General features: G+C 62.7%; 29 protein-coding genes. 18 read left to right on the top strand and 11 right to left on the bottom strand.

The window, feature by feature from the left end:
• The first annotated feature begins 2 nt into the window (after positions 1 to 2).
• The 6 genes from J2Z31_RS15545 to J2Z31_RS15570 all read left to right on the top strand — a co-directional run bounded on the left by J2Z31_RS15545 (position 3) and on the right by J2Z31_RS15570 (position 6,443).
• Positions 3 to 833: a carbohydrate ABC transporter permease gene (locus tag J2Z31_RS15545; RefSeq protein ID WP_209602482.1), complete on the top strand. Its 831-nt coding sequence runs from the start codon at positions 3 to 5 to the stop codon at positions 831 to 833.
• A gap of 10 nt (positions 834 to 843) precedes the next feature.
• Complete coding sequence (locus J2Z31_RS15550) at positions 844 to 1,845, top strand: ABC transporter ATP-binding protein (RefSeq protein ID WP_209602483.1); 1,002 nt, start codon at positions 844 to 846, stop codon at positions 1,843 to 1,845.
• Entirely contained in the window at positions 1,842 to 2,615 is a 774-nt protein-coding gene (locus tag J2Z31_RS15555; RefSeq protein WP_209602484.1) for an L-iditol 2-dehydrogenase, read from the top strand. Before J2Z31_RS15550 ends, J2Z31_RS15555 begins: the two co-directional genes overlap by 4 nt.
• Positions 2,616 to 2,636: 21 nt before the next feature.
• On the top strand, positions 2,637 to 4,121 hold the full coding sequence (locus tag J2Z31_RS15560; protein ID WP_209602485.1) for a mannitol dehydrogenase family protein: 1,485 nt from the start codon (positions 2,637 to 2,639) through the stop codon (positions 4,119 to 4,121).
• Between the two features lie 6 nt (positions 4,122 to 4,127).
• Positions 4,128 to 4,796, top strand: a complete 669-nt coding sequence (locus J2Z31_RS15565; protein ID WP_209602486.1) for an HAD family hydrolase — start codon at positions 4,128 to 4,130, stop codon at positions 4,794 to 4,796.
• 63 nt (positions 4,797 to 4,859) lie between these two features.
• A complete protein-coding gene (locus J2Z31_RS15570; RefSeq protein ID WP_209602487.1) occupies positions 4,860 to 6,443 on the top strand; it encodes an FGGY-family carbohydrate kinase in 1,584 nt (527 codons plus the stop codon).
• 308 nt (positions 6,444 to 6,751) lie between these two features.
• On the opposite strand, the gene J2Z31_RS15575 is transcribed toward J2Z31_RS15570, so the two are convergent.
• The gene (locus tag J2Z31_RS15575; protein ID WP_209602488.1) at positions 6,752 to 7,546 is read right to left on the bottom strand and encodes a response regulator; all 795 of its coding nucleotides are present in this window, start codon (positions 7,544 to 7,546) and stop codon (positions 6,752 to 6,754) included.
• Between the two features lie 135 nt (positions 7,547 to 7,681).
• Between J2Z31_RS15575 and J2Z31_RS15580 the strand changes: the two genes are divergently transcribed.
• The 3 genes from J2Z31_RS15580 (at position 7,682) to J2Z31_RS15590 (ending at position 10,169) form a co-directional block, all read left to right on the top strand.
• Positions 7,682 to 7,876, top strand: a complete 195-nt coding sequence (locus J2Z31_RS15580) for a NepR family anti-sigma factor (protein ID WP_209602489.1) — start codon at positions 7,682 to 7,684, stop codon at positions 7,874 to 7,876.
• Positions 7,877 to 7,884: 8 nt separating this feature from the next.
• Complete coding sequence (locus J2Z31_RS15585; protein WP_209602490.1) at positions 7,885 to 8,439, top strand: RNA polymerase sigma factor; 555 nt, start codon at positions 7,885 to 7,887, stop codon at positions 8,437 to 8,439.
• Between the two features lie 233 nt (positions 8,440 to 8,672).
• Positions 8,673 to 10,169: a sensor histidine kinase gene (locus J2Z31_RS15590; protein ID WP_209602491.1), complete on the top strand. Its 1,497-nt coding sequence runs from the start codon at positions 8,673 to 8,675 to the stop codon at positions 10,167 to 10,169.
• 85 nt (positions 10,170 to 10,254) lie between these two features.
• Here the strand turns inward: J2Z31_RS15590 and J2Z31_RS15595 are convergent, their stop codons facing one another.
• The 7 genes from J2Z31_RS15595 to hemP all read right to left on the bottom strand — a co-directional run bounded on the left by J2Z31_RS15595 (position 10,255) and on the right by hemP (position 15,376).
• Entirely contained in the window at positions 10,255 to 10,686 is a 432-nt protein-coding gene (locus tag J2Z31_RS15595) for a hypothetical protein (protein WP_209602492.1), read from the bottom strand.
• 65 nt (positions 10,687 to 10,751) lie between these two features.
• A complete protein-coding gene (locus J2Z31_RS15600; RefSeq protein ID WP_209602493.1) occupies positions 10,752 to 11,114 on the bottom strand; it encodes a DUF883 family protein in 363 nt (120 codons plus the stop codon).
• Between the two features lie 221 nt (positions 11,115 to 11,335).
• On the bottom strand, positions 11,336 to 12,121 hold the full coding sequence (locus J2Z31_RS15605; protein ID WP_209602494.1) for a heme ABC transporter ATP-binding protein: 786 nt from the start codon (positions 12,119 to 12,121) through the stop codon (positions 11,336 to 11,338).
• Positions 12,122 to 12,126: 5 nt separating this feature from the next.
• Entirely contained in the window at positions 12,127 to 13,248 is a 1,122-nt protein-coding gene (locus J2Z31_RS15610) for a FecCD family ABC transporter permease (RefSeq protein ID WP_209602495.1), read from the bottom strand.
• Complete coding sequence (locus J2Z31_RS15615; protein WP_209602496.1) at positions 13,235 to 14,182, bottom strand: heme/hemin ABC transporter substrate-binding protein; 948 nt, start codon at positions 14,180 to 14,182, stop codon at positions 13,235 to 13,237. Before J2Z31_RS15615 ends, J2Z31_RS15610 begins: the two co-directional genes overlap by 14 nt.
• A 10-nt stretch (positions 14,183 to 14,192) precedes the next feature.
• Positions 14,193 to 15,254, bottom strand: coding sequence for a hemin-degrading factor (locus J2Z31_RS15620; RefSeq protein ID WP_209602497.1), 1,062 nt, complete (start codon positions 15,252 to 15,254; stop codon positions 14,193 to 14,195).
• Between the two features lie 11 nt (positions 15,255 to 15,265).
• The gene (hemP, locus tag J2Z31_RS29355; protein WP_328243471.1) at positions 15,266 to 15,376 is read right to left on the bottom strand and encodes a hemin uptake protein HemP; all 111 of its coding nucleotides are present in this window, start codon (positions 15,374 to 15,376) and stop codon (positions 15,266 to 15,268) included.
• A gap of 250 nt (positions 15,377 to 15,626) precedes the next feature.
• On the opposite strand from hemP, the gene J2Z31_RS15630 reads away from it, so the two are divergent.
• The 5 genes from J2Z31_RS15630 (at position 15,627) to J2Z31_RS15650 (ending at position 18,297) form a co-directional block, all read left to right on the top strand.
• Complete coding sequence (locus tag J2Z31_RS15630; protein ID WP_209602950.1) at positions 15,627 to 16,064, top strand: hypothetical protein; 438 nt, start codon at positions 15,627 to 15,629, stop codon at positions 16,062 to 16,064.
• 37 nt (positions 16,065 to 16,101) lie between these two features.
• Positions 16,102 to 17,022, top strand: a complete 921-nt coding sequence (locus J2Z31_RS15635; RefSeq protein WP_209602499.1) for an energy transducer TonB family protein — start codon at positions 16,102 to 16,104, stop codon at positions 17,020 to 17,022.
• 206 nt (positions 17,023 to 17,228) lie between these two features.
• A complete protein-coding gene (locus J2Z31_RS15640) occupies positions 17,229 to 17,639 on the top strand; it encodes a DUF2325 domain-containing protein (protein ID WP_209602500.1) in 411 nt (136 codons plus the stop codon).
• Between the two features lie 64 nt (positions 17,640 to 17,703).
• Positions 17,704 to 17,979 carry a hypothetical protein gene (locus J2Z31_RS15645; protein ID WP_209602501.1) on the top strand — a complete coding sequence of 92 codons (276 nt, stop codon included), beginning with the start codon at positions 17,704 to 17,706 and terminating at the stop codon, positions 17,977 to 17,979.
• Between the two features lie 3 nt (positions 17,980 to 17,982).
• Complete coding sequence (locus tag J2Z31_RS15650) at positions 17,983 to 18,297, top strand: antibiotic biosynthesis monooxygenase family protein (protein ID WP_209602502.1); 315 nt, start codon at positions 17,983 to 17,985, stop codon at positions 18,295 to 18,297.
• A 229-nt stretch (positions 18,298 to 18,526) separates the two neighbouring features.
• On the opposite strand, the gene J2Z31_RS15655 is transcribed toward J2Z31_RS15650, so the two are convergent.
• Together J2Z31_RS15655 and J2Z31_RS15660 are read right to left on the bottom strand one after the other, a co-directional pair.
• Complete coding sequence (locus J2Z31_RS15655; protein ID WP_209602503.1) at positions 18,527 to 18,889, bottom strand: DUF423 domain-containing protein; 363 nt, start codon at positions 18,887 to 18,889, stop codon at positions 18,527 to 18,529.
• Positions 18,890 to 18,894: 5 nt separating this feature from the next.
• Positions 18,895 to 19,287 carry a group II truncated hemoglobin gene (locus J2Z31_RS15660; protein WP_209602504.1) on the bottom strand — a complete coding sequence of 131 codons (393 nt, stop codon included), beginning with the start codon at positions 19,285 to 19,287 and terminating at the stop codon, positions 18,895 to 18,897.
• Between the two features lie 147 nt (positions 19,288 to 19,434).
• Between J2Z31_RS15660 and J2Z31_RS15665 the strand changes: the two genes are divergently transcribed.
• Together J2Z31_RS15665 and J2Z31_RS15670 are read left to right on the top strand one after the other, a co-directional pair.
• Entirely contained in the window at positions 19,435 to 19,995 is a 561-nt protein-coding gene (locus J2Z31_RS15665; protein WP_209602505.1) for a TetR/AcrR family transcriptional regulator, read from the top strand.
• 63 nt (positions 19,996 to 20,058) lie between these two features.
• Positions 20,059 to 20,388 (top strand): SMR family transporter, encoded by a 330-nt coding sequence (locus tag J2Z31_RS15670; RefSeq protein WP_209602952.1) that lies wholly within the window; start codon positions 20,059 to 20,061, stop codon positions 20,386 to 20,388.
• Positions 20,389 to 20,409: 21 nt separating this feature from the next.
• On the opposite strand, the gene J2Z31_RS15675 is transcribed toward J2Z31_RS15670, so the two are convergent.
• Positions 20,410 to 21,603, bottom strand: coding sequence for an alpha/beta hydrolase (locus J2Z31_RS15675; protein WP_408022041.1), 1,194 nt, complete (start codon positions 21,601 to 21,603; stop codon positions 20,410 to 20,412).
• Positions 21,604 to 21,975: 372 nt separating this feature from the next.
• Here J2Z31_RS15675 and J2Z31_RS15680 point away from each other — a divergent pair, with 372 nt between their 5' ends.
• Complete coding sequence (locus J2Z31_RS15680; protein ID WP_209602507.1) at positions 21,976 to 23,031, top strand: dipeptidase; 1,056 nt, start codon at positions 21,976 to 21,978, stop codon at positions 23,029 to 23,031.
• A 47-nt stretch (positions 23,032 to 23,078) separates the two neighbouring features.
• Positions 23,079 to 24,719: an ABC transporter substrate-binding protein gene (locus J2Z31_RS15685; protein ID WP_209602508.1), complete on the top strand. Its 1,641-nt coding sequence runs from the start codon at positions 23,079 to 23,081 to the stop codon at positions 24,717 to 24,719.
• The last annotated feature ends 1 nt before the right edge of the window (position 24,720 follow it).

Genomic DNA, 24,720 nt, shown 5'->3' on the forward strand with positions numbered 1-24,720 from the left:
CCATGGCACGCAATGTTTCGACCCAGCGCAAGTTGCTCACCACCGCCGCGGCCTGGACGATCGGCATCCTGATCTTCTTTCCGATCCTCTGGACGTTTCTCACGAGTTTCAAGACGGAAGCGCAGGCGATCGCCTCGCCGCCGGCCTTCCTGTTCTTCGACTGGACGGTGGAGAACTATTTCGAGGTGCAGAGCCGGTCCGACTACTTCAAGCACTTCATGAACTCCGTCGTCATTTCCTTCGGCTCGACGCTGCTCGGCCTGCTGATCGCCATTCCATCGGCATGGGCGATGGCCTTTGCGCCGGCGAAACGCACCAAGGACGTTTTGATGTGGATGCTCTCCACCAAGATGATGCCGCCGGTCGGCGTGCTCGTGCCGCTCTATCTGATGTTCCGCAACACGGGGCTGCTCGATACGCGCACGGGTCTGGTGATGGTGCTTACGCTCATCAACCTGCCGATCATCATCTGGATGCTCTACACCTACTTCAAGGAGATCCCCGGCGAGATCCTCGAGGCGGCGCGCATGGACGGGGCATCGCTCGCCAAGGAGATCATCTACGTGCTGACGCCGATGGCGATCCCCGGCATCGCCTCGACGCTCCTGCTCAACGTCATCCTCGCCTGGAACGAGGCGTTCTGGACGCTCAACCTGAGCGCGGCACGGGCAGCGCCGCTGACCGCCTTCATCGCCTCCTATTCGAGCCCTGAAGGCCTCTTCTACGCGAAGCTGTCGGCCGCCTCGACGATGGCGATCGCCCCCATCCTCATTCTCGGCTGGTTTTCGCAGAAGCAGCTCGTACGCGGCCTCACCTTCGGCGCGGTCAAATAAGGATACGACCATGGGAAGCATCACACTCAAGAACGTCTCGAAGGTCTTCGGTGTCCACGCCGTGATCCCGTCGATCGACCTCGACATCGACGACGGCGAGTTCGTCGTCTTTGTTGGCCCGTCCGGCTGCGGCAAATCCACGCTTCTGAGGCTGATCGCCGGCCTGGAGGACGTCAGCGGCGGCGAGATCGTCATCGACGGCAAGAATGCGACCGACTTGCCGCCAGCCAAGCGGGGGCTGTCGATGGTGTTCCAGTCCTACGCGCTTTACCCGCATATGAGCGTGCGCGGCAACATTGCCTTCCCGCTGAAGATGGCGGGCGAGGAGAAGGCGGTGATCGACAAGAAGGTGGCGGATGCCGCGCGCGTCCTGAACCTTGCCGACTATCTCGACCGCAAGCCCCGCCAGCTGTCCGGCGGTCAGCGACAGCGCGTGGCGATCGGCAGGGCGATCGTCCGCCAGCCAGAGGCCTTCCTGTTTGACGAACCGCTCTCCAACCTCGACGCGGCGCTGCGCGTCAACATGCGGCTCGAGATCAGCCAGCTTCACCAGCAACTGAAAACGACGATGATCTACGTCACCCACGATCAGGTCGAGGCGATGACCATGGCCGACAAGATCGTCGTTTTGAACCGCGGCCGCATCGAGCAGGTGGGCTCGCCGCTCGAACTCTATCACCGGCCGGACAATCTGTTCGTCGCCGGATTCATCGGCTCGCCAAAAATGAATCTGGTGGCGGGAGCCCCCGCGGCGATGCACCAGGCGCACACGATCGGTGTCCGTCCGGAACATCTTGTGCTTTCAAAGGAGCGCGGCACATGGCGAGGCACCGTCGGCGTGGCCGAACATCTCGGCTCCGACACCTTCCTGCATGTGAATGCCGACGGCATCGGCACGATGACGGCGCGCGTCAGCGGCGACTTCCCCGTGACGCATGGCGATCAGGTATTCCTGACGCCCGATCCGCAACGCGTCCACAGGTTCGATGACAAGGGAATGGCAATCCGATGAGACGTCTGGAAGGAAAGAGCGCTCTGATCACGGGATCGGCGCGGGGTATCGGCCGCGCCTTCGCGGAGGCTTACGTGCGCGAAGGCGCGACCGTCGCGATCGCCGACATCAACATGGAGCGTGCGCGAGAGACCGCCGCAGACATCGGATCGGCGGCTTACGCGGTCGAGTTGGACGTTACCCGACAGGTGACAATCGATGCGGCAATTGCCGCGGTCGTCAAACAGGCGGGCGGGCTCGACATCCTCATCAATAATGCAGCGCTCTTCGATCTCGCGCCGATCGTCGAGATCACCCGCGAAAGCTACGAGAAGCTGTTCTCGATCAATGTCGCCGGCACGCTTTTCACCTTGCAGGCGGCGGCCAAACAGATGATCGCGCAGGCGCGGGGCGGCAAGATCATCAACATGGCGAGCCAGGCCGGACGGCGCGGCGAGGCTCTGGTCGCCGTCTATTGCGCCACGAAGGCGGCCGTCATCAGCCTCACGCAATCGGCCGGCCTCGACCTCATCAAGCACCGCATCAATGTGAACGCCATCGCGCCCGGCGTTGTCGAGGGAGAGCACTGGGATGGCGTCGACGCGCTGTTCGCAAAATATGAAAACCGTCCGCTCGGGGAGAAGAAGCGCCTCGTCGGCGAGGCCGTTCCTTATGGTCGCATGGGCAGGGCCGAGGATCTGACCGGAATGGCAATCTTCCTCGCCTCATCGGAAAGCGACTACGTCGTGGCTCAGACCTACAATGTCGATGGCGGCCAGTGGATGAGCTGAGCTCTCGGAAGGACGATTACGATGGCGACCAAACTCTCGCTTGCCGCTCTTGACGCGATCAAGGCCAAGGCCGGCATTCCGAATTACGATCGGCACGATTTAAGGCCGGGGATCGTCCATTTCGGTGTGGGCAATTTCCATCGCGCCCACCAGGCGGTCTATCTCGACGATCTCTTCAATCTCGGGCGTGACCATGATTGGGCGATCATCGGGGCCGGTGTGTTGCCGTCGGACGAGGCGATGCGCACCAAACTGGAAGCACAGGATCTGCTGACGACGGTGGTCGAGCAGGACAACAACCGCACGGCGGCGCATGTGACCGGCGCGATGATCGCTTATCTGCAGCCCGGCGACACGCCGGCGATCATGGCTCAGCTTGCGAGCCCCCTCATCCGCATCGTTTCGATGACGATCACCGAAGGCGGCTATTTCATCGATCCCGCTTCGGGCGTGTTCAATCCCGCCCACCCGGCAATAGTCGAGGATGCGAGCAATCCGCTGTCGCCGAAGACGGTGTTCGGCCTGATACTTGCCGGCCTCGCCGAGCGGCGCGCACGGGGCATCGCGCCGTTCACCATCATGTCCTGCGACAACATCCCCGGCAACGGCGAGGTGACGCGGGCGGCGGTCTCGGGGCTTGCGCGCCTCTCCGACCCGGCTTTCGCCGACTGGATCGACGTCAATGTCGCCTTTCCGAATGGCATGGTCGACCGTATCACGCCGGCCACCGGTGCCCGCGAGATCGGCATCGTCGCTTCGGATTACGGCATAGACGACGCCTGGCCGGTCTTCTGCGAGGAGTTCAAGCAATGGGTGCTGGAAGACCATTTTCCGCAGGGCCGTCCCGCGCTTGAAGAGGTGGGCGTGCAATTCGTTCCCGACGTCGCGCCATATGAACACATGAAGATCCGCATCCTGAACGGCGGACACGCGGCGATCGCCTATCCGGCGGCATTGCTCGACATCCATTTCGTGCACGAGGCAATGGAGGAGCCGCTGATCCGCGCCTTCCTGGCAAAGCTCGAGCGCGAGGAGATCATTCCCGTCATCCCGCCGGTGCCGGATACGAACCTCAACGACTATTTCAGCCTCATCGAAACGCGATTCTCCAATCCGAAGATCGGCGACACCGTTGCGCGGCTGGCCCAGGACGGCTCCAACCGCCAGCCGAAATTCATCCTGCCTTCGACGGCCGATCGACTCAGCCGCGGCGAGGATGTGGTCGGATTGTCGCTGGTCTCGGCCCTCTGGTGCCGCTATTTCGCCGGCAAGTCGGAAAGCGGCAAGGACATCGTCTTCAACGATGCAAACGCCGACCGGCTGCATGCCGCCGCGCTCGCAGCCAAGGACGATCCGATGGCCTTTCTCGCGCTATCGGACATCTTCGGCGACGTCGCACAATCCGATCTTTTCCGCCGCCGTTTTGCCCATGCCTTGAAAACACTCTCGGAAAAAGGTACGCGCGCCACGTTGCAGCTCTATCTGGACGACAAACTCGGGGAATGAAATGCGATGGCGGAGCACGCGTCCAGACTGGTCATTTTCGACTGTGACGGCGTGCTTGTGGACAGCGAGCCGATCTCGCTCGCCGTCCTGGTGGAGTCGCTCGAGGCCGCCGGCGTCTCGATGACGACGGAGGAGGCGAGCGAACGCTTTCTTGGCCGCAGCCTCAAGAGCATGTCCGCGATCCTGCACGACGAGTATGGGCTTGCCACCGATGATGCCTTTCTCGAAGGAATGCGGATGCGGCTCTACGCCCGCTTTCGTCAGGAACTGAAGCCGGTCCGTGGCGTGCGCGAAGCGGTTGCCCAGCTCGATGGCGCCTGCTGCGTAGCCTCGTCGAGCCAGCCCGAGCGCATCCGCCTGTCGCTGACGGTGACCGGGCTCATCGATCTCTTCGAACCGCATATATTCTCGGCGAGCATGGTGGCGCGGGGCAAGCCGGCTCCCGATCTCTTTCTTCATGCGAGCGCCGAGATGGGCCACCGGCCGGCCGATTGCATCGTCATCGAGGACAGCCCGGCCGGCATCGAGGCAGCGAAGGCGGCGGGCATGCGGGTCTTCGCCTTCGCCGGCGCCAGCCACGCGCGGAACGAACGACACCGCCAGGCGCTTTCCAGCCTCGATCCCGAGCTGCTGTTTGACGACATGGGCGAATTGATACAGTTTGTCCGGCAATGATCGAAGGGTTGGCGCCGGCAGGGCGGCTGCAGCTCGAACATCTCGGGACAGGGGCATCCATCGATGCGGGAATATGTCGTTGCGGTCGATGTCGGAACCGGGAGCGCCCGCGCGGGCATCTTCGACCGCAATGGAACCCTTCTCGCGCGGGCCGACCGGGCGATCGCCATGAACCGGCCGGAAGAAAACCACGCCGAGCACGATTCCGAAGAGATCTGGGCGGCCGCTTGCGACGCCGTGACGACGGCGCGGGTGAAGTCCGGCTTGCGCCCGGATGAGATTGCCGCGATCGGGTTCGATGCCACCTGCTCGCTGGTGGTGCGCGATCGCGCTGGCGCGCCGCTTTCGGTGAACCGCGACGGCGAGGCGCGCTGGGACACGATCGTCTGGCTCGACCACAGGGCGTTGGCCGAAGCCGATTTCTGCACGGCGACGGAACATCCGGTGCTCGACCACTCTGGCCGGGTCATGTCGCCGGAGATGGAGATGCCGAAGCTCATGTGGCTGAAAAGGCGCCTGCCGAAGCAATGGGAGCGGGCCGGCTATTTCTTCGATCTCGCCGACTATATGTCCTGGAGGGCGAGCGGAAGCGTAGCGCGCTCGCGCTGCACATTGACTGCGAAGTGGAACTATCTCGCCCATAAGGAACGGGGCTGGCAGCAGGACTATCTCGCACAGATCGGACTCGAAGACCTGCTCGAGCGTGGCGGTCTGCCGGAACAGACCCTAGCTGTCGGATCTCCTGTCGGAAAGCTGACGGCGCGCTCGGCGGCGGAACTCGGGCTCGACACCGAGTGTCGTGTGGCGCCGGGTCTGATCGACGCCTATGCTGGCGCGCTTGGCGTTCTCGGGGGCTTCGCCCGCAACCCGGCAAAGCTCGAACGGCAACTGGCGCTGATCGCCGGGACCTCGAGCTGCATCGTTGCCTTCTCGAGGGAGATGAAGCCTGGCTTCGGCATGTGGGGACCTTATTTCGAGGCAGTGCTGCCCGGCTTCTGGCTCATCGAAGGCGGCCAATCGGCAACGGGAGCGCTGCTCGACCACATCGTTCGCCTGCACGGAGGGGGTCTCCAGCCTACGCCCGAAACCCACATGAGCATCATCCGGCGGGTGCAGGAGCTGCGCGCGGTTCACGGCGCCGACTTCGCCGATCGCCTTTATATCTTGCCGGATTTTCACGGGAACCGTTCGCCGCTCGCCGATCCGCACGCGCTCGGCGTCATCAGCGGGCTCGCACTCGACTCGTCCTTCGATGCGCTCTGCCGACTCTATTGGCGGACCTGCGTCGCGATCGCGCTGGGAATCCGCTGCATTCTCGAAATGATGAGGGAAGTGGGCTACGACCTCGACACCTTGCACGTCACCGGCGGCCATGTGCGCAATCCCTTGCTGATGGAACTGTATTGCGACGTCACCGGCTGCCGGGTGGTCGCGCCGGAGACGCCTGACGCCGTCCTGCTTGGTACGGCGATGGCGGCCGCTGTTGCGGGCTCCCTTTATCCTGACCTTGCGGCTGCTGGCGAGGCTATGGCTTCATCCGGTCAGGAGCGCCTTCCAAACCCGGCTCTGCGCGGGTCCTACGACCGGGACTATCGGCGTTTCCTTGCGCTTTATCGTCATCGAGCCGAACTCGAATCCATGGCATAAATCAATGGCATAGTTGCCGTCGGGCCTGCGTCAAGTCAGATTTGCAGCCGCCGGGGAACCTTTTTTGCAGTTGAGCGTTTTTAGGCTTAACCGAGCGGTGACGCACATGGCCCCCAATGTGACGTCGGAGGCATACCGCCGGTTGTCAACTCACGATTCCCCCTCAGTGAGTTGCAGAGCTCAGCCAGTGCCATCCCTCGGCACTGGCTGTTTTGCGTTGGAGTATGCGCGCTACGTCTCCCTCCCCTGACAAGCAAAGGCAGGAGGGAGAGCGTGGCGGTTGGTGAAATCGCTTTTGCAGTGAAAGGTCAGGCGGCGGCCTTCGTGGACTCGTTGAAGAAGAGCGCCTGACTGATCAGCGCCTTCACCATGTCCGGATTGAAGGGCTTGGTCACCAGGAAGGTGGGCTCGGGTCTTTCTCCGGTCAGGAGCCGTTCCGGGAAGGCGGTGATGAAGATCACCGGGACGGTGCTCGCCTTCAGGATCTCGTTGACGGCGTCGATCCCAGAGCTGCCGTCGGCGAGCTGGATATCGGCAAGCACCATGCCGGGTTTCGTCGCGTTGAACAGGGCAACGGCTTCGTCCCTGGTTCGCGCGATGCCGGTGACGCGGTGGCCAAGGCTTTCCACCATCTGCTCGATATCGATCGCGATCAGCGGTTCGTCTTCGATAATCAAGATATCGGTCGCAACCTGGCGGGAGATTTCCTGCGAAGCGCGATCGAGCAGCACGGTCAGCTTATCGGTATCGACGTCCAGCACCTCTGCGGCCTCCAAAGGGCTGAATCCCTCGACGGAAACGAGCAGGAAAGCCTGCCGCGCGAGCGGCGTGACCGCAGCAAGGTTGACCGACGCCCTCTGTTCCCATGCAAACGGCGACGTCGGCTCCGGAACCAGCATGGACGAAGAACCGAACAGCGAAGTGAAGAGCCGGAACAAGGCAACCTTATCGTTGCTTGCCCGAGGGAAGATGGCAGTATCCGCGATCAGCGCCTCGAGCACCGCGGCGACGTAGGCATCGCCGGAGGTTTGCGAGCCTGTCAGGGCACGGGAGTAACGGCGCAGGTAGGGGAGAAATGGAGCGATGCGGGTGGACAGTGTCATACAGGACTCCCTCTATCCTTGTTCGTGGCTTTGTACCGCTGCAAAAACGTGCGGTCGAAAAAAAGGTTCCCCCTCGGAACCTTTCATTTTTTCGCGGCGTTAGTGTGCAGGCGAACTTTCAAGGGCGAAGTTGTAATGAGATATACTTCAGGGGGAGGGCGTCCCATCGGCACGAGTCCGAAATCCGACGACCCGAACGGGCAGATCGCGGTCAAGCTGAAGGCACTCTATCAGTCCGTGCAGGAAGAGGCCGTTCCTGCTCGCTTCGTGGAGCTTCTGGAAAGATTGGAATCTGCGGAACGACGATCGGTGCTGCAAGGCAAGGAGTGAGCGCCGGAATGCCATCTGAAAATCAAGAATTCAAGCGCGAGATGCTCGCGGCTCTCCCAAGCCTCCGTGCCTTCGCGATGTCGTTGATCGGCCGCCATGATCGCGCGGACGATCTCGTTCAGGACACGATCATGAAGGCCTGGGCCAAACAGGATCATTTCGAAATCGGCACCAATATGAAGGCCTGGCTCTTCACGATTCTGCGCAACGAGCTTTATAGCCAGATGCGCAAGCGCGGCCGGGAGGTCCAGGACAGCGATGGGCACCTCACCGAGACCCTCGCACATCACCCGGAGCAATATGGCTCTCTCGATCTTCAGGATTTCCGGCGCGCTCTCGACCAATTGCCGCCCGACCAGCGCGAAGCGATCATCCTCGTCGGCGCATCCGGCTTTTCCTATGAGGAAGCGGCGACCATCTGCGGCTGTGCGCTCGGCACGATCAAAAGCCGCGTCAACCGCGCCCGCCAGCGCCTCCAGGAGATTCTCCAGGTCCATGGCGAAAACGACTATGGGCCGGATGAGACCTCCGCTCCCATCACCTCGCGCGCTTTCGTTTCCTGATCGCACCCGCCCGCAAGCCGCGAGACAAGATGTCTTTGAATGTTGCCCCGCCTTATCGGCGGATAAACGCCGCCTGCTCTTTGCTTGCGAGCGCCGCCGATCTAAGATTAATGAGATCGGAGCGCTACCGCGTCTCGCCTTAGATCGAAAGACATGCAGCAATCCAAGTGCTACAGCGACCTTGCGCGTCAAGACGCGCGGCGCTGCACGCGGCGCCGCACACGTTCGAACCGATGCATGAGGTAACCGCGATGCTGCCAATGCTTGCTGGGGTACTCGGCTCGCAAGACCGCCTTGGAGCATCGCATGCCTCCTTGCCCGACATGGCCCTGCCCGACACCGACTTCGACGCGCTGGCAAGGCTTGCGGCCGGGTTGTTCGACGCGCCGATCGCTCTGGTCACGCTCGTCGACCAAGAATGGCAATGGTTCAAGGCCGCCGTCGGCACGACGGAAACGCGGATGCGCATAAAGGGGTCGTTTTGTGCACACACGATTGCAGCGGGCGGCGCCTTTGTTGTGCTCGATGCCTCTCATCATCCGGTGTTTCGAAGCCGACCTGACGTCGCTGAATTGCCAATCCTGCATTTCTATGCGGGTGTTCCGATCCTCATTGCAGGTAAGGCCGTCGGCACGGTCTGTGTCTTTGACGTCGCCGCTCGCAGCGAGGTCCCAAAAAAACAGATCGATGAGTTGCGACGGATCGGCGACGTGGCGGCCTCGTTGCTCAAGCTCAAGGATGAGACAAGCAGGCGGGCGCATCGGGAGGGGGTGCTGCTGCGTGAACAGCAGCGGCTTGCGATGGCTCTGCAAGCGGCGAATGTCGGCAGCTGGCTATGGGACATTCGCGCCGGTACGGTTGCCTGTGATGGCGCAATGATGCGCATGTTCGGGCTGCAGGCGGACGGGACGGCGAGCGCCAAGGCGGTCTTTTCCGCGATCCACCCTGACGACCGTGCCGCGACCTTCGCGAAGCTTCGCCAGGCAATGGCGGCCGACGAGGAATATGACGGCATGTTCCGCATCCGTGCGAGCGGACGTTGGTTGCTTGGACGCGGCAGGGTACATGACCGCGACACGAAAGGAGTCCCGCTAAGCTTCCTCGGCATGACAATCGACGTCTCCGAGCAGCAGGATGCCGTCAATCGGACCCGTCTTCTGCTGAAGGAATTGAACCATCGGGTAAAGAACACGCTCGCAATGCTGCAGTCGCTGGCGCGACAGACGCTACGCCAGACGAGTGATCCGGCCGAATTCATGGCTGCCTTCGCCGGTAGGCTGCAAGCGATATCCGAAGCGCATGTGCTGCTGTCTGACTATGAGTGGGGCACGATCCGGCTTTCCGAACTGATATCGAAACAGTTGCGGCCCTATGTCAGTGATTACGCGGAGCAGGTGGAATTGCACAAGGACGAGATCCTGCTGGGGCCGGACCAGGCAGTCGGACTGGGGCTGGTGCTGCACGAGTTGGCGACGAATGCCGTGAAGTATGGCTCGCTGTCGGTGCCGAACGGAAAGATCGTGCTAACCGCGCGCGGTGTGGGCGAGGAGGGCGGGGCCGTATTGCATCTGACGTGGACGGAGGTGGGCGGGCCGCCCGTGCGCGAACCGCGGCGGCGCGGCTTCGGCTCCCTTTTGATCGAGCGCAGTCTGGACAAGATCATCGGCAGTTCGGTGAAGGTCGAATATATGCCTGCTGGCGTGACCGCACTGATCCGTCTGCCGCTTTAGGTCCAATCTTTTTGCATGTCGTTGCCCCAAATCGCTGCAGACGTTCGGTGAAATCGGTTCCGATTCTCGGGCCGATCCTCTTAGTCTAGGGCCTTTCGCGGCGGCGGCGGCCGGTGCCCAGGCCAAGCAAAGCGCCCAGTGCGATTGCCGTGCCGAGGGCGATCAGGGGTTGTCTCCGCAGCAGGCTGGTGCCGGCCATGAGCGCCAGGTTCGTCTTCGCCAGCGAGCGGCGGCGCCGTTCTTCCGCGAGGCGGCGATCGCGAGCGTTGAGGCCCGCGATGACCGAGACGAGAATAAGGGCGGCCACCACGAGCCCGAGTGCCACGCCCACCGCAGCCGTAACAGGCGAGAAATACTGGGCGAGCAGCAGCGCAATTGCCACGAGAGCAAAAACGTAGGCCGTGGCGAGCAGCAGCGCGATGGCCGACCATAGGAGTGCGTTGCGCTTGTAGCGGGAGGCTGCGGCGCCGAAGTCGGCGGCCACTAATGCTGTCAGCACTGCCGCTAATGTCTTCATCGCCTACTCCCGGGTTTCCTAAACACTTTTGCGAGGGCCGCGCTCCAGGCGACTTCAGAAGCGGCCTAACGGCGCAGCATGGCGGCTGCAATCAGCCCGATGATGGCAGCTACGCCGAGAGTTGCGACGGGATGTTCGCGGACCGTGCGGCGCAATTCCCTCTCCGTGTCCGCATAGCGGTGGCGAAGGTCGGAAAGCATCTGCTCGCCGCTGGCAAACAGGTCCTGAAAGTCCGTTTCCGCCTGCTCCCGCACATCGCGAGCTCGCGACTTAGCGTCGCGCGAGGCGGTCGCCCCGCGATCGGCGATCAATGTTGCGAGACGGGTGATATCCTCGCGCATCTCCTGAAGCTGGTCCTCGATGGGATTGGCCACCGCACTGCCATTCCGTTTCCTGCTGCTTGAACCGGAGTAAAGACCCGTTGCCATCTTTTTGCTCCTTCACTGTTGCGCCGGCCCAGGATGCCGGCGCTTCATCGAGCTTGAAAATGAATTAAGCAGAGAGAGGAGAGGGCCGGCCGCTCTGCTTTGCCGAAGCGGCGTTTCCCCGCTAGCGCTCGATCAACGCATGAGAGCGAAAATTGTTTCGGTAAATCCTATCGTTGCTACTGGGCCGCCTCAGCGGTGTCTGGTGGTGGGGCGGCAATTGTTCAGATCGATGCAGCTTGCGGAAGTACGAAGGGAGTATCGTGCTCCGGTGCAACGCTCACCCGCATTCGACATCCGAACACTGCTTCCATGGCATCGTCGGTGAGCACATCCCTCGGCGCTCCACTGGCGCGAATACGCCCCGCCTTCATCATCACCATTCGGTCGGCGAACATCGCGGTCAAATTGAGGTCATGCATCACCGCGATGACGCCGCCACCCCCTTCGCAGAACTGGCGCGCGAGTCGCATGATCGTCAGCTGATGGCGAATATCGAGGCTCGAGACCGGCTCGTCGAGCAGCAGATAGCGCGGCTCCCCATCACCGACCGGCGCGGAAATCTGGCAGAGCACGCGGGCAAGCTGCACGCGCTGCTGCTCGCCGCCCGAAAGCTCCCTGTAGAAGCGGCCGGAGAAACCTGCCAGGTCGACGGCTTCGAGGGCTTCGTCGGCGAGGCGCTCAGGCCGAGTCGTGGCTGCGGCGGCTGAAAGGCCGAGCCCGACGATTTCCCGCACTGTAAAGGGGAAGGAGACGACCGTTGCTTGCGGTAGGACGCCACGCTTGAGTGCCAACTCCCACGGCCTCAGGCGGGACAGATCATGACCATTGATCGCCACCCGACCGGCGGACAGCGCAAGCTCGCCCGAAATCGCCTTCAGGGTCGTCGTCTTGCCCGAACCGTTCGGACCGACGATCGCGGTCATCGAGCCGGGTGCGACATCGAACGAAACGCCGTTCAGCACTTGTCGGCCGGAAAGGCGGACGGAGATATCGTATACCCTGATCATGCGCGTCACAGTCCCATATGCGAGCGCCCGCGGAGCAGGATCCACAGGAAGAAGGGCGCGCCTACAAAGGCGGTGATAATGCCGATCGGCAGTTCGGCGGGCGAAACGATCGTGCGCGCGAGCATGTCGGCGAAGATCAGCATCGTGCCGCCGAGGAGAGCCGCAGCCGGAAGCAGGTAGCGGTGATCGGGGCCGATCACCAGGCGCAACAGATGCGGCACAACGATCCCGACAAAGCCGATGCCGCCGCAGACGGCGACGGATGCGCCGGTCGCGGCGGCGACGCTCAGAATGGCGATGTTCTTCAGCCGCTGCACGGGGATGCCCATATGAAAGGCTGCCGCCTCTCCAAGCGTGATCGCGTTCAAGCCCCGCGCCAGGAAAGGAGTTGTGGCAAGCGCCAGGAGAATGATCGGCCCGGCAGCAGCGATCTTTGTCCAACTGGCGCCGGCGAGAGAGCCGAGGCCCCAGAAGGTGAGGTCGCGCAATTGTTTGTCGTCGGCAATGAACACGAGCACGCCGGTCACCGCATTGGCCAGGGCACCAAGAGCGATCCCCGCCAAAAGCATCGTCGCCACGGAGGTCTGGCCGCCGCGGGTCGCGATGCGGTAGAGCAACACCGTGGTTGCAAGGCCACCGCAGAAGGCGCCGAGTGGTAGTGCGTAGACGCCGAAAAGCGCTAAGAGCGGAGCGAGAGCGGCGCTGCCGAGCACGATCGCCAGAACGGCGCCGAGGCTTGCACCCGAGGAAACGCCGACGAGGCCAGGGTCGGCGAGGGGATTGCGGAAGAGGCCTTGCATGACGGCGCCGGAAACCGCGAGCGCTGCGCCGACCAGCATGCCGAGCACAGCACGCGGCAGACGGATGTCGAGGATTATGATGCGGTCGCGCGCACTCAGCCCCTGGTCGGCCGCTGCCTCGCCGGCAAGCCAGCGCAGGACGTTGCCCAGCGACGCATCGGCCGCGCCGGTCACGATCGATGTGGCGAAGGTCGCAAGCGCGAGGGCGGCCAGCACGACGATGACAAAGCGCGCCAGGCGCGAGCGATCGCCTCTCCTCCATGCATGGAGAAGTTCGCCGGCCAATTCGGGCGCGCTTCTACCGCCCATGGCTTCACTCGGAGTCATTGGCTTTCTTTCCATAGATCGCCGCATTCAATTCGCGGATCGCGCTTGCTGTGCGCGGACCGAAGCCGAGCAGGTGCAAGCCGTCCATGCGGATCAGCGCCTTGGCCTTTGCGGCGGGGGTGAGGCTAAGGGCCGGCAGGGCAAAGAGCGCATCGGCGCTCGTGCCATGGCTCCCGCCCCGGTCCATCATCAGGATAACGTCCGGCATCGCCTCGACGATCGCCTCGTCGGTCATGGCCTTGTAGCCGGTAAAGCCGCCGGCGGCATTGGCCGCACCTGCGAGACCGAGGATGCTGCTGGCGGCCGTCCCGGTGCCCGAAGCCATGATTTTGCCGCCCTCTGTGCTGAGGACGAAGAGGACACGTTTGCGGTCGCCTTCCGGTCGGAGATCGGCGCCCGCCAGGGTGGCGTCCAGCTCCTTCTCGACTGATCGGGCGAGGGCTTCCGCTTTGTCCTCGACCCCGAGAAATGCGCCGACCGCCCGGATCTTGGCGAGGATCCCCTGCCGGTCGTAGGTCTCGGCGATCGTGGTGAAAGGGATGTTTGCTTCTTTAAGCAGTGCGAGTGCTTCCGGTGGCCCGCTGCCTTCGACCGCGACGATTGCCGTCGGATTGACGGCGATGATGCCCTCCGGAGCCAATCGCCGCATGTAGCCGACGTCGGGGAGCCTCAAGGCCGCCTCGGGATAGGTGCTGGTCGAATCCCGTCCGACGAGCCGGCGCTCTTCGCCGAGCGCATAGATGATCTCCGTGACCGCGCCGCCGACGGAAACAACGCGCGAGGTGTCCGGCTGCTCCAGGCTCTCAGCCATTGCTGGGCGCAGGAGGTGCGAGGATTTCGGGACAATCGCCGGCAGGACGAAGGGTGCGGCGACCGCAATCAAGGTAAGCACCAGTTCCCAAAAGCGAAATCGGCGAAAGTCGAAACCGCTCATGTTCACCTCCTCAGGCTGCGGCGATGGTGTCGAGGCGTGGCAGTCCTTCGACGAGCAAGCGCCATTCCGGCCGTTCGGCATAGCCTTCCTTGCGCTTGCCGAAGAACTGGATGACCATCTCACCTTTGGCGTCGAGAGCCTCGAGTGAGGTTACATGCCCATCTGCGGTCGGCTTGCGCACGGCCCAGAGTTCGGCGATGTGGTCGCGGCGCAGATGCAGGTGGAACGTGGGATCCATCACGTTGAGCCAGGGGCCCATGGCGGCGATGTTCGCAACCCGCCCGGAATGGATCTGTATGACGCCGCGGCTGCCGACGAAGCACATGATGGGCAGCTCGATTTCGGCGCTGCCGCGCAGCATCGCTTCGATGCCGGCAGGATCAAGCCGCCAGGCGAGGTCATCACCGACTGCGTGAAGAGCCTGGCGCCGCCCGATATTCAGCTTGCGCAGCATGCCGTGGAACTGATGTGTGTCGGTCAGCTTCGTCCAATGGTCGCGCAATTCCTCCGCATCGACCGTGCTATCCGGCCTGTCGCCGTCCCTGGAAAGGCCAGCTTCGGCAATGAAGTCTTGGGATTGGTCGTCCAGCCGAAGTTCCTCGACGATCCTGTTATAGGCCGCCTTGTTCGAGGCCGGGCGCAGATGGACCTTGTGAACGGCATCGCCCCATTTGTCGAAGAACTGCAGGCTGCAACGGACGGTGCCTTCGGCGTCGGCCTTCGAGACGGCGAATCCGTGGGCCCAGGCACTGGGGAAAACGCGCAGATCGATCTCGGAGCCGAGCACAAGAGCCGCCATCTTTCCCGCCTGTACGTTCTCGTAGTTGCCGATCTTCTCGTGGACGGCGCTTTCGTTGCGGGTGAGCGCGAGCACTTCGCCGAGATCTACCGCGCGCTCGAGGAAGCGATTGGCGTCGCTGTCGATGCGGACGGCGGTGAAGCCGCATTCCGCTGCGACAAGTGCGGCTTCGCAAATACCGAGTTGGGCGGCAATGTCACGCTCCCGCAGCTTCGGGTGCGCGGCACGATAGGCGCGGATCTCGGAAGGGTTGTGGCGCATGCTCTTGTCCATCGTCACCTTGGCTATTTGTTCAAAATCAGTTTCCCTTGGCGCGTGATCCTCATCCGGTAGGTCGCGCCGCCGTGGGAAATCAGGATCTCGCTGTCGCCGCCGAACAGTTCGCGGCTTTCCACGATTCGCGTCGACTGACTGATCGGGCTCGGCGGCTCGGATGATCTCTGCGTTTCGCGGTCGTTCGGTGTCACGGATTAAGCCAGTTCGCAAAGTGATCGCCCGGGGTGTCTTTCCCAGCGTTCCTGTCGCGCATGTCATTTGCTATCTTGACTTCATTACTCATATTTTTTTAAGGACGCAATACAGGATGTTTACAGTCAAGTATTATGCCCCGAAGCCTTCGCGGGGCGGAGCATGGATGGTGTCGTGATGGTCTATCTTTCCCGTTTCGTCTTTTGGGCAGCAACGGCCGTACTGTCCGCCCCAGACGCGGTCCTTGCGCAAGATGCGGTCGCTTCGGGCGGACTGGCGATCGAACTTAACGAGGTCACTCCTTCGGAGAAGGGCTGCAAGCTGACCTTCGTTGCCGACAACGGCTTCGACCAGTCGCTCTCCAAAGTCACCTTCGAGTTCGTCCTTTTCGATCAGAAGGGCCTCGTCGAGCGAATGGCCGTACTCGACTTCCGCGACCTGCCCTCCGGCAAGACGAAGGTTCGGCAGTTCGAATTGCCCGGCACGAAATGTGAGGCGGTCAAAAGCCTGCTGATCAACGATGCGCCGGCCTGCGTGGGTGAGGGTATCGACAAAGGCGCCTGCATGACACGTCTGAAGACCGGCTCCAGGTCGGCGGTGGATCTCAAGGGCTGAATGCCCGTTCGCTGAAATGCCGTTGGAAGGCGATCTCATGAAGCAAATCGTCAAATGGGGCGGGGCGATCGGCCTCTCGCTGCTGGCGCATGCCGGCGGCGCAATCTTGTTCGAGCCGAGCGAGGACGAGGTCCTCATGGCCGGTGGCGCGGCGACCGAGGTCACCTTGCTCGGCGATGCATTTCAGGATTCGCTTCAGGCCGGCGAGCCGTCCGAGCTCATTGAACCGACGGAAGAAGCGGCCGAGGAACTGACGCCGACGGAGATACAGCCGACGGAAGAGGCAGCCGAAGCGATCGAGCCGGCATTGCCCGATATCGCCGCGGAACAGCCGTCCGACGTGGTGCCAACGGAAGCGGACGTGATCCTGCCCGCGGAGGAGATTCCTGCCGCAGCGGTCGCCGAGGCACCGGTGGTCGCGAGCGTTGCGCCGGTCGAGACGGTTGTTCCGCAGGAGAAGCCGGAGCCGCCGAAGATTGAACGGCCCAAGGTCGAGAAATCGAAGCCGAAGAAGGAGCCCGTCAAGAAGAAGATTGCCCGAAAGAAGGCTGGCGAAAAGGGCGACAAGACGGCAACCCGCGTCAGGGGGCAGGCGGACGGCGTCGAAAGCGCCGCCGTGACTGCGGCGACGGGCGCAAGGCGGGGCGCTGCCGCTCAGGAAGCCGGCAACGCTGCAATCGACAACTACAAAGGCAAAGTCCGGCGAAAGCTCAGTCGAGCACGGTACTATCCTGCGGAAGCCAAGCGTCAGGGTCTGCGCGGCGTCGCGCATGTGCGCTTCACCGTGACTTCCAATGGAGGCCTTGCCGGCGTCAGTCTCGCCAGAAGCGCCGGCTCTTCGATTCTCGACGAGGCGGCGCTCGATGCGGTGCGCCGCGCCGCGCCGTTCCCGCCCATTCCAGCTAGAGCCGGACGAGACAGCTGGGTCTTTACCATTCCGATCGACTTCAAACGCTGAATGCCCTCTGCGGGCATGGCGGGCCTTCGCTTCAGGCCGACGTGCTCCGATTTAAATATGAGTATAACGCTCATGTTTATACTTTACTGTAGCAATCAAGTTTAATAGGGTGCCGTCATCGCACAACCAGGCGGTGTGTACCGAAACAGGATTTGGAGGCGATCGGCGAGAAGGTTCGTCTCGCCGATGCAAGCGGAGAGGAATGCATGCGCGGCAAGCGGCAGCAGAATTCGGGCAAGGTCGGCAACGGCAAGTCAAAGGTGGAAACGAGCCCGGCGCGGCCAGCGGTGGGCAAGGCGACGCTCGAGGGCCGCAGTTTCCTTTATGTCGGCGGCCGCGACTGCCAGGTCGCCCATTTGCGTGAGATCGCCAGCTCCTATGGCGCCGAACTTATCCATCATGACGGCGGTCTACGCGAAGCGGTCTCGCGTATCGACCGGGTTCTGCCCTCGGTCGACTGCGTCTTCTGCCCGATCGACTGCATCAGCCACGACGCATGTCTTCGCGTGAAGACGGGCTGCAAGAAGTGGGGCAAGGCCTTCGTGCCGCTGCGCAATGGATCAAAGTCGAGCCTGGAACGGGCGCTTCAGGATCTCTCCGCCGGCGCCGACGAATGATTCCCAATGGAGAGAAAGGAGCGGACGGCATTGCCGATCTCCGCCGACGCATGGAGTGTCCACGATGAGTGATGAGCGTCTCGATCAGATGATGTTGATCGGTCTTCACAAGCTGGCGTGCCAGTTCGGCGACGGGCTGGTGCCGGAGCTTTACGAGTTGCTGACGCGGCGCGCTCGAATGTTGGAGGAGAACCCGAACGTCACCGAATTTCCGGCAGGCCAGGCGAGGCAGCCGGGACGGGGGTCGCTCGGGCTTGCGCCGGGGGCCGAGGGCGTTATCCTGCCGTTCCCGCGCCCCGCGGCAAATCCCGCTTCGGAACGGCAGGCGCTCGAGAGGTAAGCCATGTACTTTGCGATGAACCGTTTCCGAGTCGCCTCCGGCAAGGAAGAAGCCTTCGAGGCTGTCTGGAAGGGCCGCAACTCGAGCCTTGCGGAAATGCCTGGTTTCATCGACTTCCATCTGCTGAGGGGCGAGAGCGTTCCGGAAGAGGGCTACACGCCGTTCATCTCGAAATCGACCTGGGAAAGCAAGGACGCGTTCCTCGCCTGGACGAAATCGGAAAGCTTCCGGTCGGCACACAGGAGCGCCGGCGACAGCCGGGCCATGTATCTCGGACCGCCGAAATTCGAGGGCTATACCGTCGTCGAGGGGGCGTAGGGGAAGGCTTCAGGCTCGTGCCCGTTCTTACCCCTCTGGGCCTGCGGCATATCCCCGACAAGGGGAGGTGGCTTCTCCTCGCTTCGGCCGAAACACTTCTGCAAGCGGAGAGCTGCGGTTGAGGCGCAGGGCGCGCCGCACATTTTCTCCCCCCTGTGGGGGAGATGGCCGGCAGGCCAGAGGGGGTGACCAGGGCAGCAGCGCCAAGAATGCATCCGACCCAGCAACATCAGCCGCGCGGCAAGAAGCAACCCAGCGCCACGGCCAGCCACCCCGCCATCATCGTCAAACCGCCAATGGGTGCCGACATCGGAAAGAAACCGTGTCCGGCAAAATGACGCAGTGTCAGGTCCCCGGCAAAGAGCGCCGTTCCTACTGCCAACAATAGGGCGGAAAGCGCGGCGGTGCGAAAATGTGCCCACCCGCCATGAAGCGCGACGAGCGCCGGTGCATGGGCGAGACACATGGCGGATGCCCCGCCGAGCAGCCGTGGATCCGCCCCATGCGAAGCGGCTGCCGCGGCGGCAACGCCGAAGAGGCCCATCAGCCCGGCAACGAAAAGCATGGTCGAGCGGAGCGTGCCGGCGGGCATCCGAGCTATTCCTTGTTTTGCATGTGAAGGGCGAGCCGGGTTATCGGCGCGAGGATGATTTCCCTCAGCTTCGGATGGGAGACCGTTTCCTCCAGGGCGCGGGTAAAACAGAGGAGCCACTCGTCACGCTCGGCCGGGCCGATTTCTGCGATGAAGTGGCGGCGGCGCAGCATCGGGTGGCCGCGCTTTTCTACATAGATCGGCGGCCCGCCGAGCCAGCCGGTCAGATATTCGTAGAGCTTTTCCTCGCTGCCCGAAAGATCCGGCGGATGCACGGCGCGGCAGCGGGCTGCCTCGGGCAAGCTGTCCATGAACTCGTAGAAGCGCCGCGTCAGCGCACGCACGGTGGTTTCGCCGCCAATCGCCTCATAGAGGGTGGTCGTTTCCGTTTCCGACATTGTCATTTCCTCGCGCCAATTTTCGTATCGCGGCTCCGGGTCGGGGACAATGCCTGCTTGTCGCTTGCGGCGTTTCATCGCGGCGGCGGGCGGAAGCTTCGCTTTGGGCTCTTGACAAAACCGTCCGGACGGTATCTTTTGTATGCCATGAAGAACGCCTATCAAAGAAAGAAGGAGCCGGAGCGGGTGCGCCAGCAATTGCTGGAGGTCGCAGCACGGCTGTCGTTCGAGCAGGGGATTGCCGCGGTGACGCTCGACAAGGTGTCCCAGGCGGCGGGCGTCAGCAAGGGCGGGCTCCTGCACCACTTTCCGAACAAGCTCGCCTTGCTGGACGGCCTGTTCGATGAGCTGATCACCCGCTTCGATCGGGCGATCGAGGGGGCGATGGTCGAGGACGATGTCGAAAGAGGGCGCTTCACCCGCGCTTACCTTGCGGTGTGTTTTGCCCTTGATGCTGATGCGGAAGGGCAGGACTGGCAGGTGCTGGCGATCGCGCTGCTCGCCGAGCCGCATCTCAAGGCGCGCTGGCGAGACTGGGTGGCACGTCGGTCGGCAGAGTTTGCGGAAACCGACGGCTCGCCGAACTGCCTCATCGCCCGCTTTGCCGCCGACGGCGTGTGGCTCGCCGACCTGTTGCAGAGCCACGACCTCGAAGCGTCGACACGCGCCGAGCTACTTCAGAAACTCAAGGCGCTGTCGCTGCAATAGAGGGCCGCGGAAGTGCGGCTCCACCCATTCTCGAACCGACGGAGTCGAATCGTGAACCCCGCCATGCTCTACACAGTCCTGGTCATCGCCATCGTTTTCGAAGTGCTTGGCACATCGGCCATGCAGGCTGCCCAGCATTTCACGCGGCTCGCGCCGACCCTGCTCATGGTCGCCTGCTATGCGGTTGCTTTCTTCTTCCTGTCCTACACGTTGCGCTACATACCGGTCGGCATCGCCTATGCGCTCTGGAGCGGCCTGGGTATCGTGCTGATATCGCTCGTCGGCTACCTGACCTTCGGCCAGAAGCTGGACATTGCCGCCATTCTCGGCCTTGCGCTCATCATCGCCGGCGTGCTGGTCCTCAACCTCTTCTCCAAGTCGACCTTCCATTGAAGGGCGTCCATGCCGAAGCCCTCAGGGCGTCACCGCCGAGCCGACCGTGTTTTCGACCGATTGGCCGAGCCGGCGGAGCTGGTCGTCGTAATTCTCCCGGGTACGGGGGTCGAAGATCATGATCGGCGTCGAGACGGCGACGCTCGCGGCGCTGCCGACCGTCTGCGCCGTTCCAAGGGCGACGGCGCCCACGCGCTCGCCGAGGCCGACATCGGAATCGGTGACGGTCTGGCCGGCGATCAACCGGTTGCCCAGGAGCCGCACGACCTCGGGGCTTTCGGCGAACTTCCCATGGTTGAGCTTGTCTCCGCCTTTAAGCGCCGTCAGGTCTAGCACGGTGATGCCGGCCCGTTCGAGCTGACTGCGATAGGGCTCCGCGGTCGGATCGATCTGTCCGAGCCGGTCGATATTGCCGGAAATCCGCCGCGAGACCGTCAGCGCCCGGTCATCGCGGGAGACGAAGAGCGTGAATTGGGGGCGCTTCTCGCCCATCGCCTGCATCTGCTTGGCGAAGACATCGACGTCGAGGTCGGGTGAAGCGAGGATGACGTCGGTGATCTTGGCGTCGACCCGGCCGTCGCGGATCGCCATCTGCCGGAGCGCTTCCACGGTGAGCCACGATCCCATGGAATGCGCCATTACCGTGATTTCTCGGACCGCGGGATTGCTTGTCGCGCGGTGCAGCAGCTCTTCCAGCGCGTCGCGCGAATAGTTGGTGCTTTCCTTGTCGTAGTTGTAATCGAAGATGCTCGCCCGCGAAGGCCAGGTGAAGATGACGGGCGCGACCTCGGCATGGGAATCGTGGACGATCTGGGCGTAGCGGTAGACCGCATCCTCGAAGCGGTTGTTGAAGCCGTGGACGAAGATCAGCACGCGCCGGCTCCTGGGCAGATGCCCCTTTAGCCAAGCCTGCGTTTGCTGTCCAGCCTCGAGCGGCTTGACGCTGACGGTCGAGAAATCGCGGCTCGGATCGGGCGGCAGTCTTTTCGGCCATTGCACCTGGCCGACCTTGCGGTTCTGTTCCGGGGGAATGGAAACGACGATTTCCGTCAGCGAAAGCCCTTGAGCGCGCTCGCCGGTGAAGAGTATGGCAGGATCGGCGGATGGCGCGCGCGTCGTCGCCACCAGGAGATCGACCTTGGAAGCGCCAGCGGCGGAGCCGGATGGGGTGAGAACTCCGACGGGGCGGGCGCCGCAGCCCGCAATGCCGAGCATCAGCACCAGGCAGACGAAGGTGCGGGCCAAACGCGTTGTGAGGGCATTCGCGATCGACCGCACCTCAAATTCCCTCTGGGGTCTCATTCATTCCATCGTCCTCATGACGGCTCGAGCAGCGGCAATGGCGGAAGCAATGGCAGATTTTCGCCCTTTTCGCATTTCCTGACGCTCGAAAGGGCTGTGCCGGACGACTGCTCGCCGCCCGATTGCGGCTTTCATGCAACATTTCGCTACAAGCTGCGGTCGTGGTTCCCCTGGAAATTCATTGAAATGACCGATGCCTTTCAATAGCATCGGCTTGGCCCTTGAGCGGACGCGGCCTGGCGGATGATCCATCCGGTCTCCCTGACATGACGAGGAATTTTGCGAATGCAGGCGGTTTTCGACGGCCATAATGACGTGCTATTGCGGCTCTGGCGGCATGCACGCGCAGGTGTCGATCCCGTGGCCGAATTTGCCCACGGGACCGACAAAGGTCATATCGACGCCCCGCGCGCCAGAGAGGGAGGCCTCATCGGCGGCCTGTGCGCCATCTATATTCCGTCGGGCGATCTCGTGCTGAAAGTGCCGGACGAAAACGGGCATTACGCGACCCCGCTTGCCAAGCCGCTCGACCACATGGCGTCGCTCGCGACCGCAATGGAGATTGCCGACGTCGCCTTCAGGCTTGACCGTGCCGGCGCCTGGCGGCTTTGCCGCTCGACCGGCGAAATTCGCAGGGCATCCGAGGAGGGCGTCTTCGCTGCCGTTTTGCACATGGAGGGCTGCGAGGCGATCGGGCCAGAGCTCGCGGCGCTCGAGACCCTCCATGCGGCGGGGCTCCGTTCGCTCGGCCCGGTCTGGAGCAGGCACAATGCTTTCGGCCATGGCGTGCCGTTCGCTTTTCCGTCCACGCCGGACACGGGGCCGGGACTCACCGCATCAGGTTTCGAACTGGTACGCGCCTGCAACCGGCTCGGCATTCTCATCGATCTCGCGCACATCACCGAAAAGGGTTTCTGGGACGTCGCGAAGACGACGGATCAGCCGCTCGTCGCCAGCCACTCCAATGCGCATGCGCTGACGCCGGTCGCACGCAATCTGACCGACCGCCAACTCGATGCGATTCGCGAGAGCCGGGGAGTGGTCGGCCTCAATTATGCGACGACCATGCTGCGGGGGGACGGACAGGAAAATGCTGCAACCCCGCTCGCCGATATGGTCCGACACGTCGACTACATGGTCGAGCGTGTCGGGATCGACTGCATTGCGCTGGGCTCCGACTTCGACGGCGCGACCATACCGGAGGAAATCGGCGATGCGGCGGGCAATCAGAGGCTCGTTGCGGCGCTCAAGGGTGCCGGATATGGTGATCGCGAGCTTAAAAAGATCTGTCGGGAGAATTGGTTGAGAGTTCTGGGGCAGGCGTGGCACGAGCAGGCCTGATCTCATGAAGAAGAGCCCGCAACGGGCATAAAAGAGGGAAACGCAAGATGATGCATAAGCTCCATGGACGTTTTCGACTTCTGACTGCCTCCGCCGCGCTTGCGCTCACGATGGGTGTGGCGCAGCCAACTCTCGCCGATACGCCGAAGGACACGCTGGTCCAGGCCTGGGCGATCGACGATATCATCACCATGGATCCGGGCGAGGCCTTCGAGATCTCGACCGCCGAGATGACCAGCAACACCTACAGCCTGCTCGTGCGCCTCGACCTCAACGACACGTCGAAGGTGGTCGGCGATCTCGCCGAGAGCTGGACGGTGTCCGACGACGGCCTCACCTATACGTTCAAGCTGAAGCCCGGAATGAAATTCGCCTCCGGCAATCCGATCACCGCCGAGGATGTCGCCTATTCCTTCGAGCGTGTCGTCAAGCTCGACAAGAGCCCGGCCTTCATCCTGACGCAGTTCGGTCTCACCGGCGACAACGTCACCGAGAAGGCCAAGGCCGCCGACGAGCAGACCTTCGTCTTCACCGTTGACCAGCCCTATGCCCCGAGCTTTGTCTTGAACTGCCTGACCGCGACGGTCGCTTCGGTCATCGACAAGAAGCTCGTCCTCGAACATGTCAAGCCCGTCGAGCCGAGCGATGCCTATAAATACGACAACGACTTCGGCAATGAATGGCTGAAGACCGGCTATGCCGGTTCCGGGCCGTTCAAGCTGCGCGATTGGCGCGCGAACGAAGTGGTCGTGCTGGAGCGAAACGACAATTATTACGGCGAACAGGCCAAGCTCGCCCGCGTCATCTATCGACACATGAAGGAAAGCTCCGGCCAGCGTTTGGCGCTCGAAGCCGGCGATGTCGATGTCGCGCGCAATCTCGAGCCGGGCGACTACGAGGCGGTCTCGAAGAATGCGGATCTCTCGACGACGAGTGCGGCGAAGGGCACCGTTTACTACATCAGCCTGAACCAGAAGAACGAGGACCTTGCCAGGCCCGAGGTGCGCGAGGCCTTCAAATATCTCGTCGACTATGACGCCATCGGCGCGACGCTGATCAAGGGAATCGGTGAGATACATCAGACCTTCCTGCCGAAGGGCGTGCTCGGCGCGCTGGACGAAAATCCGTACAAGCTCGACACGGCCAAGGCCAAGGAACTGCTGGCGAAAGCCGGCTACCCGGACGGCTTCTCCGTCACCATGGACGTGCGCAACACCCAGCCCGTGACCGGCATTGCCGAATCCTTCCAGCAGACGCTTGCGCAGGTGGGGGTGAAGCTCGAAATCATTCCCGGCGACGGCAAGCAGACTCTGACGAAATACCGCGCCCGCAATCACGACATGTATATCGGCGAGTGGGGCATGGACTACTTCGACCCGCATTCGAATGCCGAGACCTTTGCCAGCAATCCGGACAATTCCGACGAAGGCAAGGTCAAGACACTTGCCTGGCGCAACGCCTGGGATGTGCCGGAATTGAGCAAGAAAACCAGGGAGGCGCTTCTCGAGCGCGACAGCGCCAAGCGTGCCGAGACCTACAAGGAACTCCAAAAGGTCGTCCTGGAGGAGGGCCCTTTCGTCATCATCTATCAGAAGACGGAAGTGGCTGGCCTGCGCGGTAGCGTCAAGGACTACAAGCTGGGGCCGAGCTTCGACACCAACTTCGTCTGGAACGTCTCCAAGGAATAGC

Source organism: Sinorhizobium kostiense (genome assembly GCF_017874595.1).
In the GTDB taxonomy this organism is placed as follows: domain Bacteria; phylum Pseudomonadota; class Alphaproteobacteria; order Rhizobiales; family Rhizobiaceae; genus Sinorhizobium; species Sinorhizobium kostiense.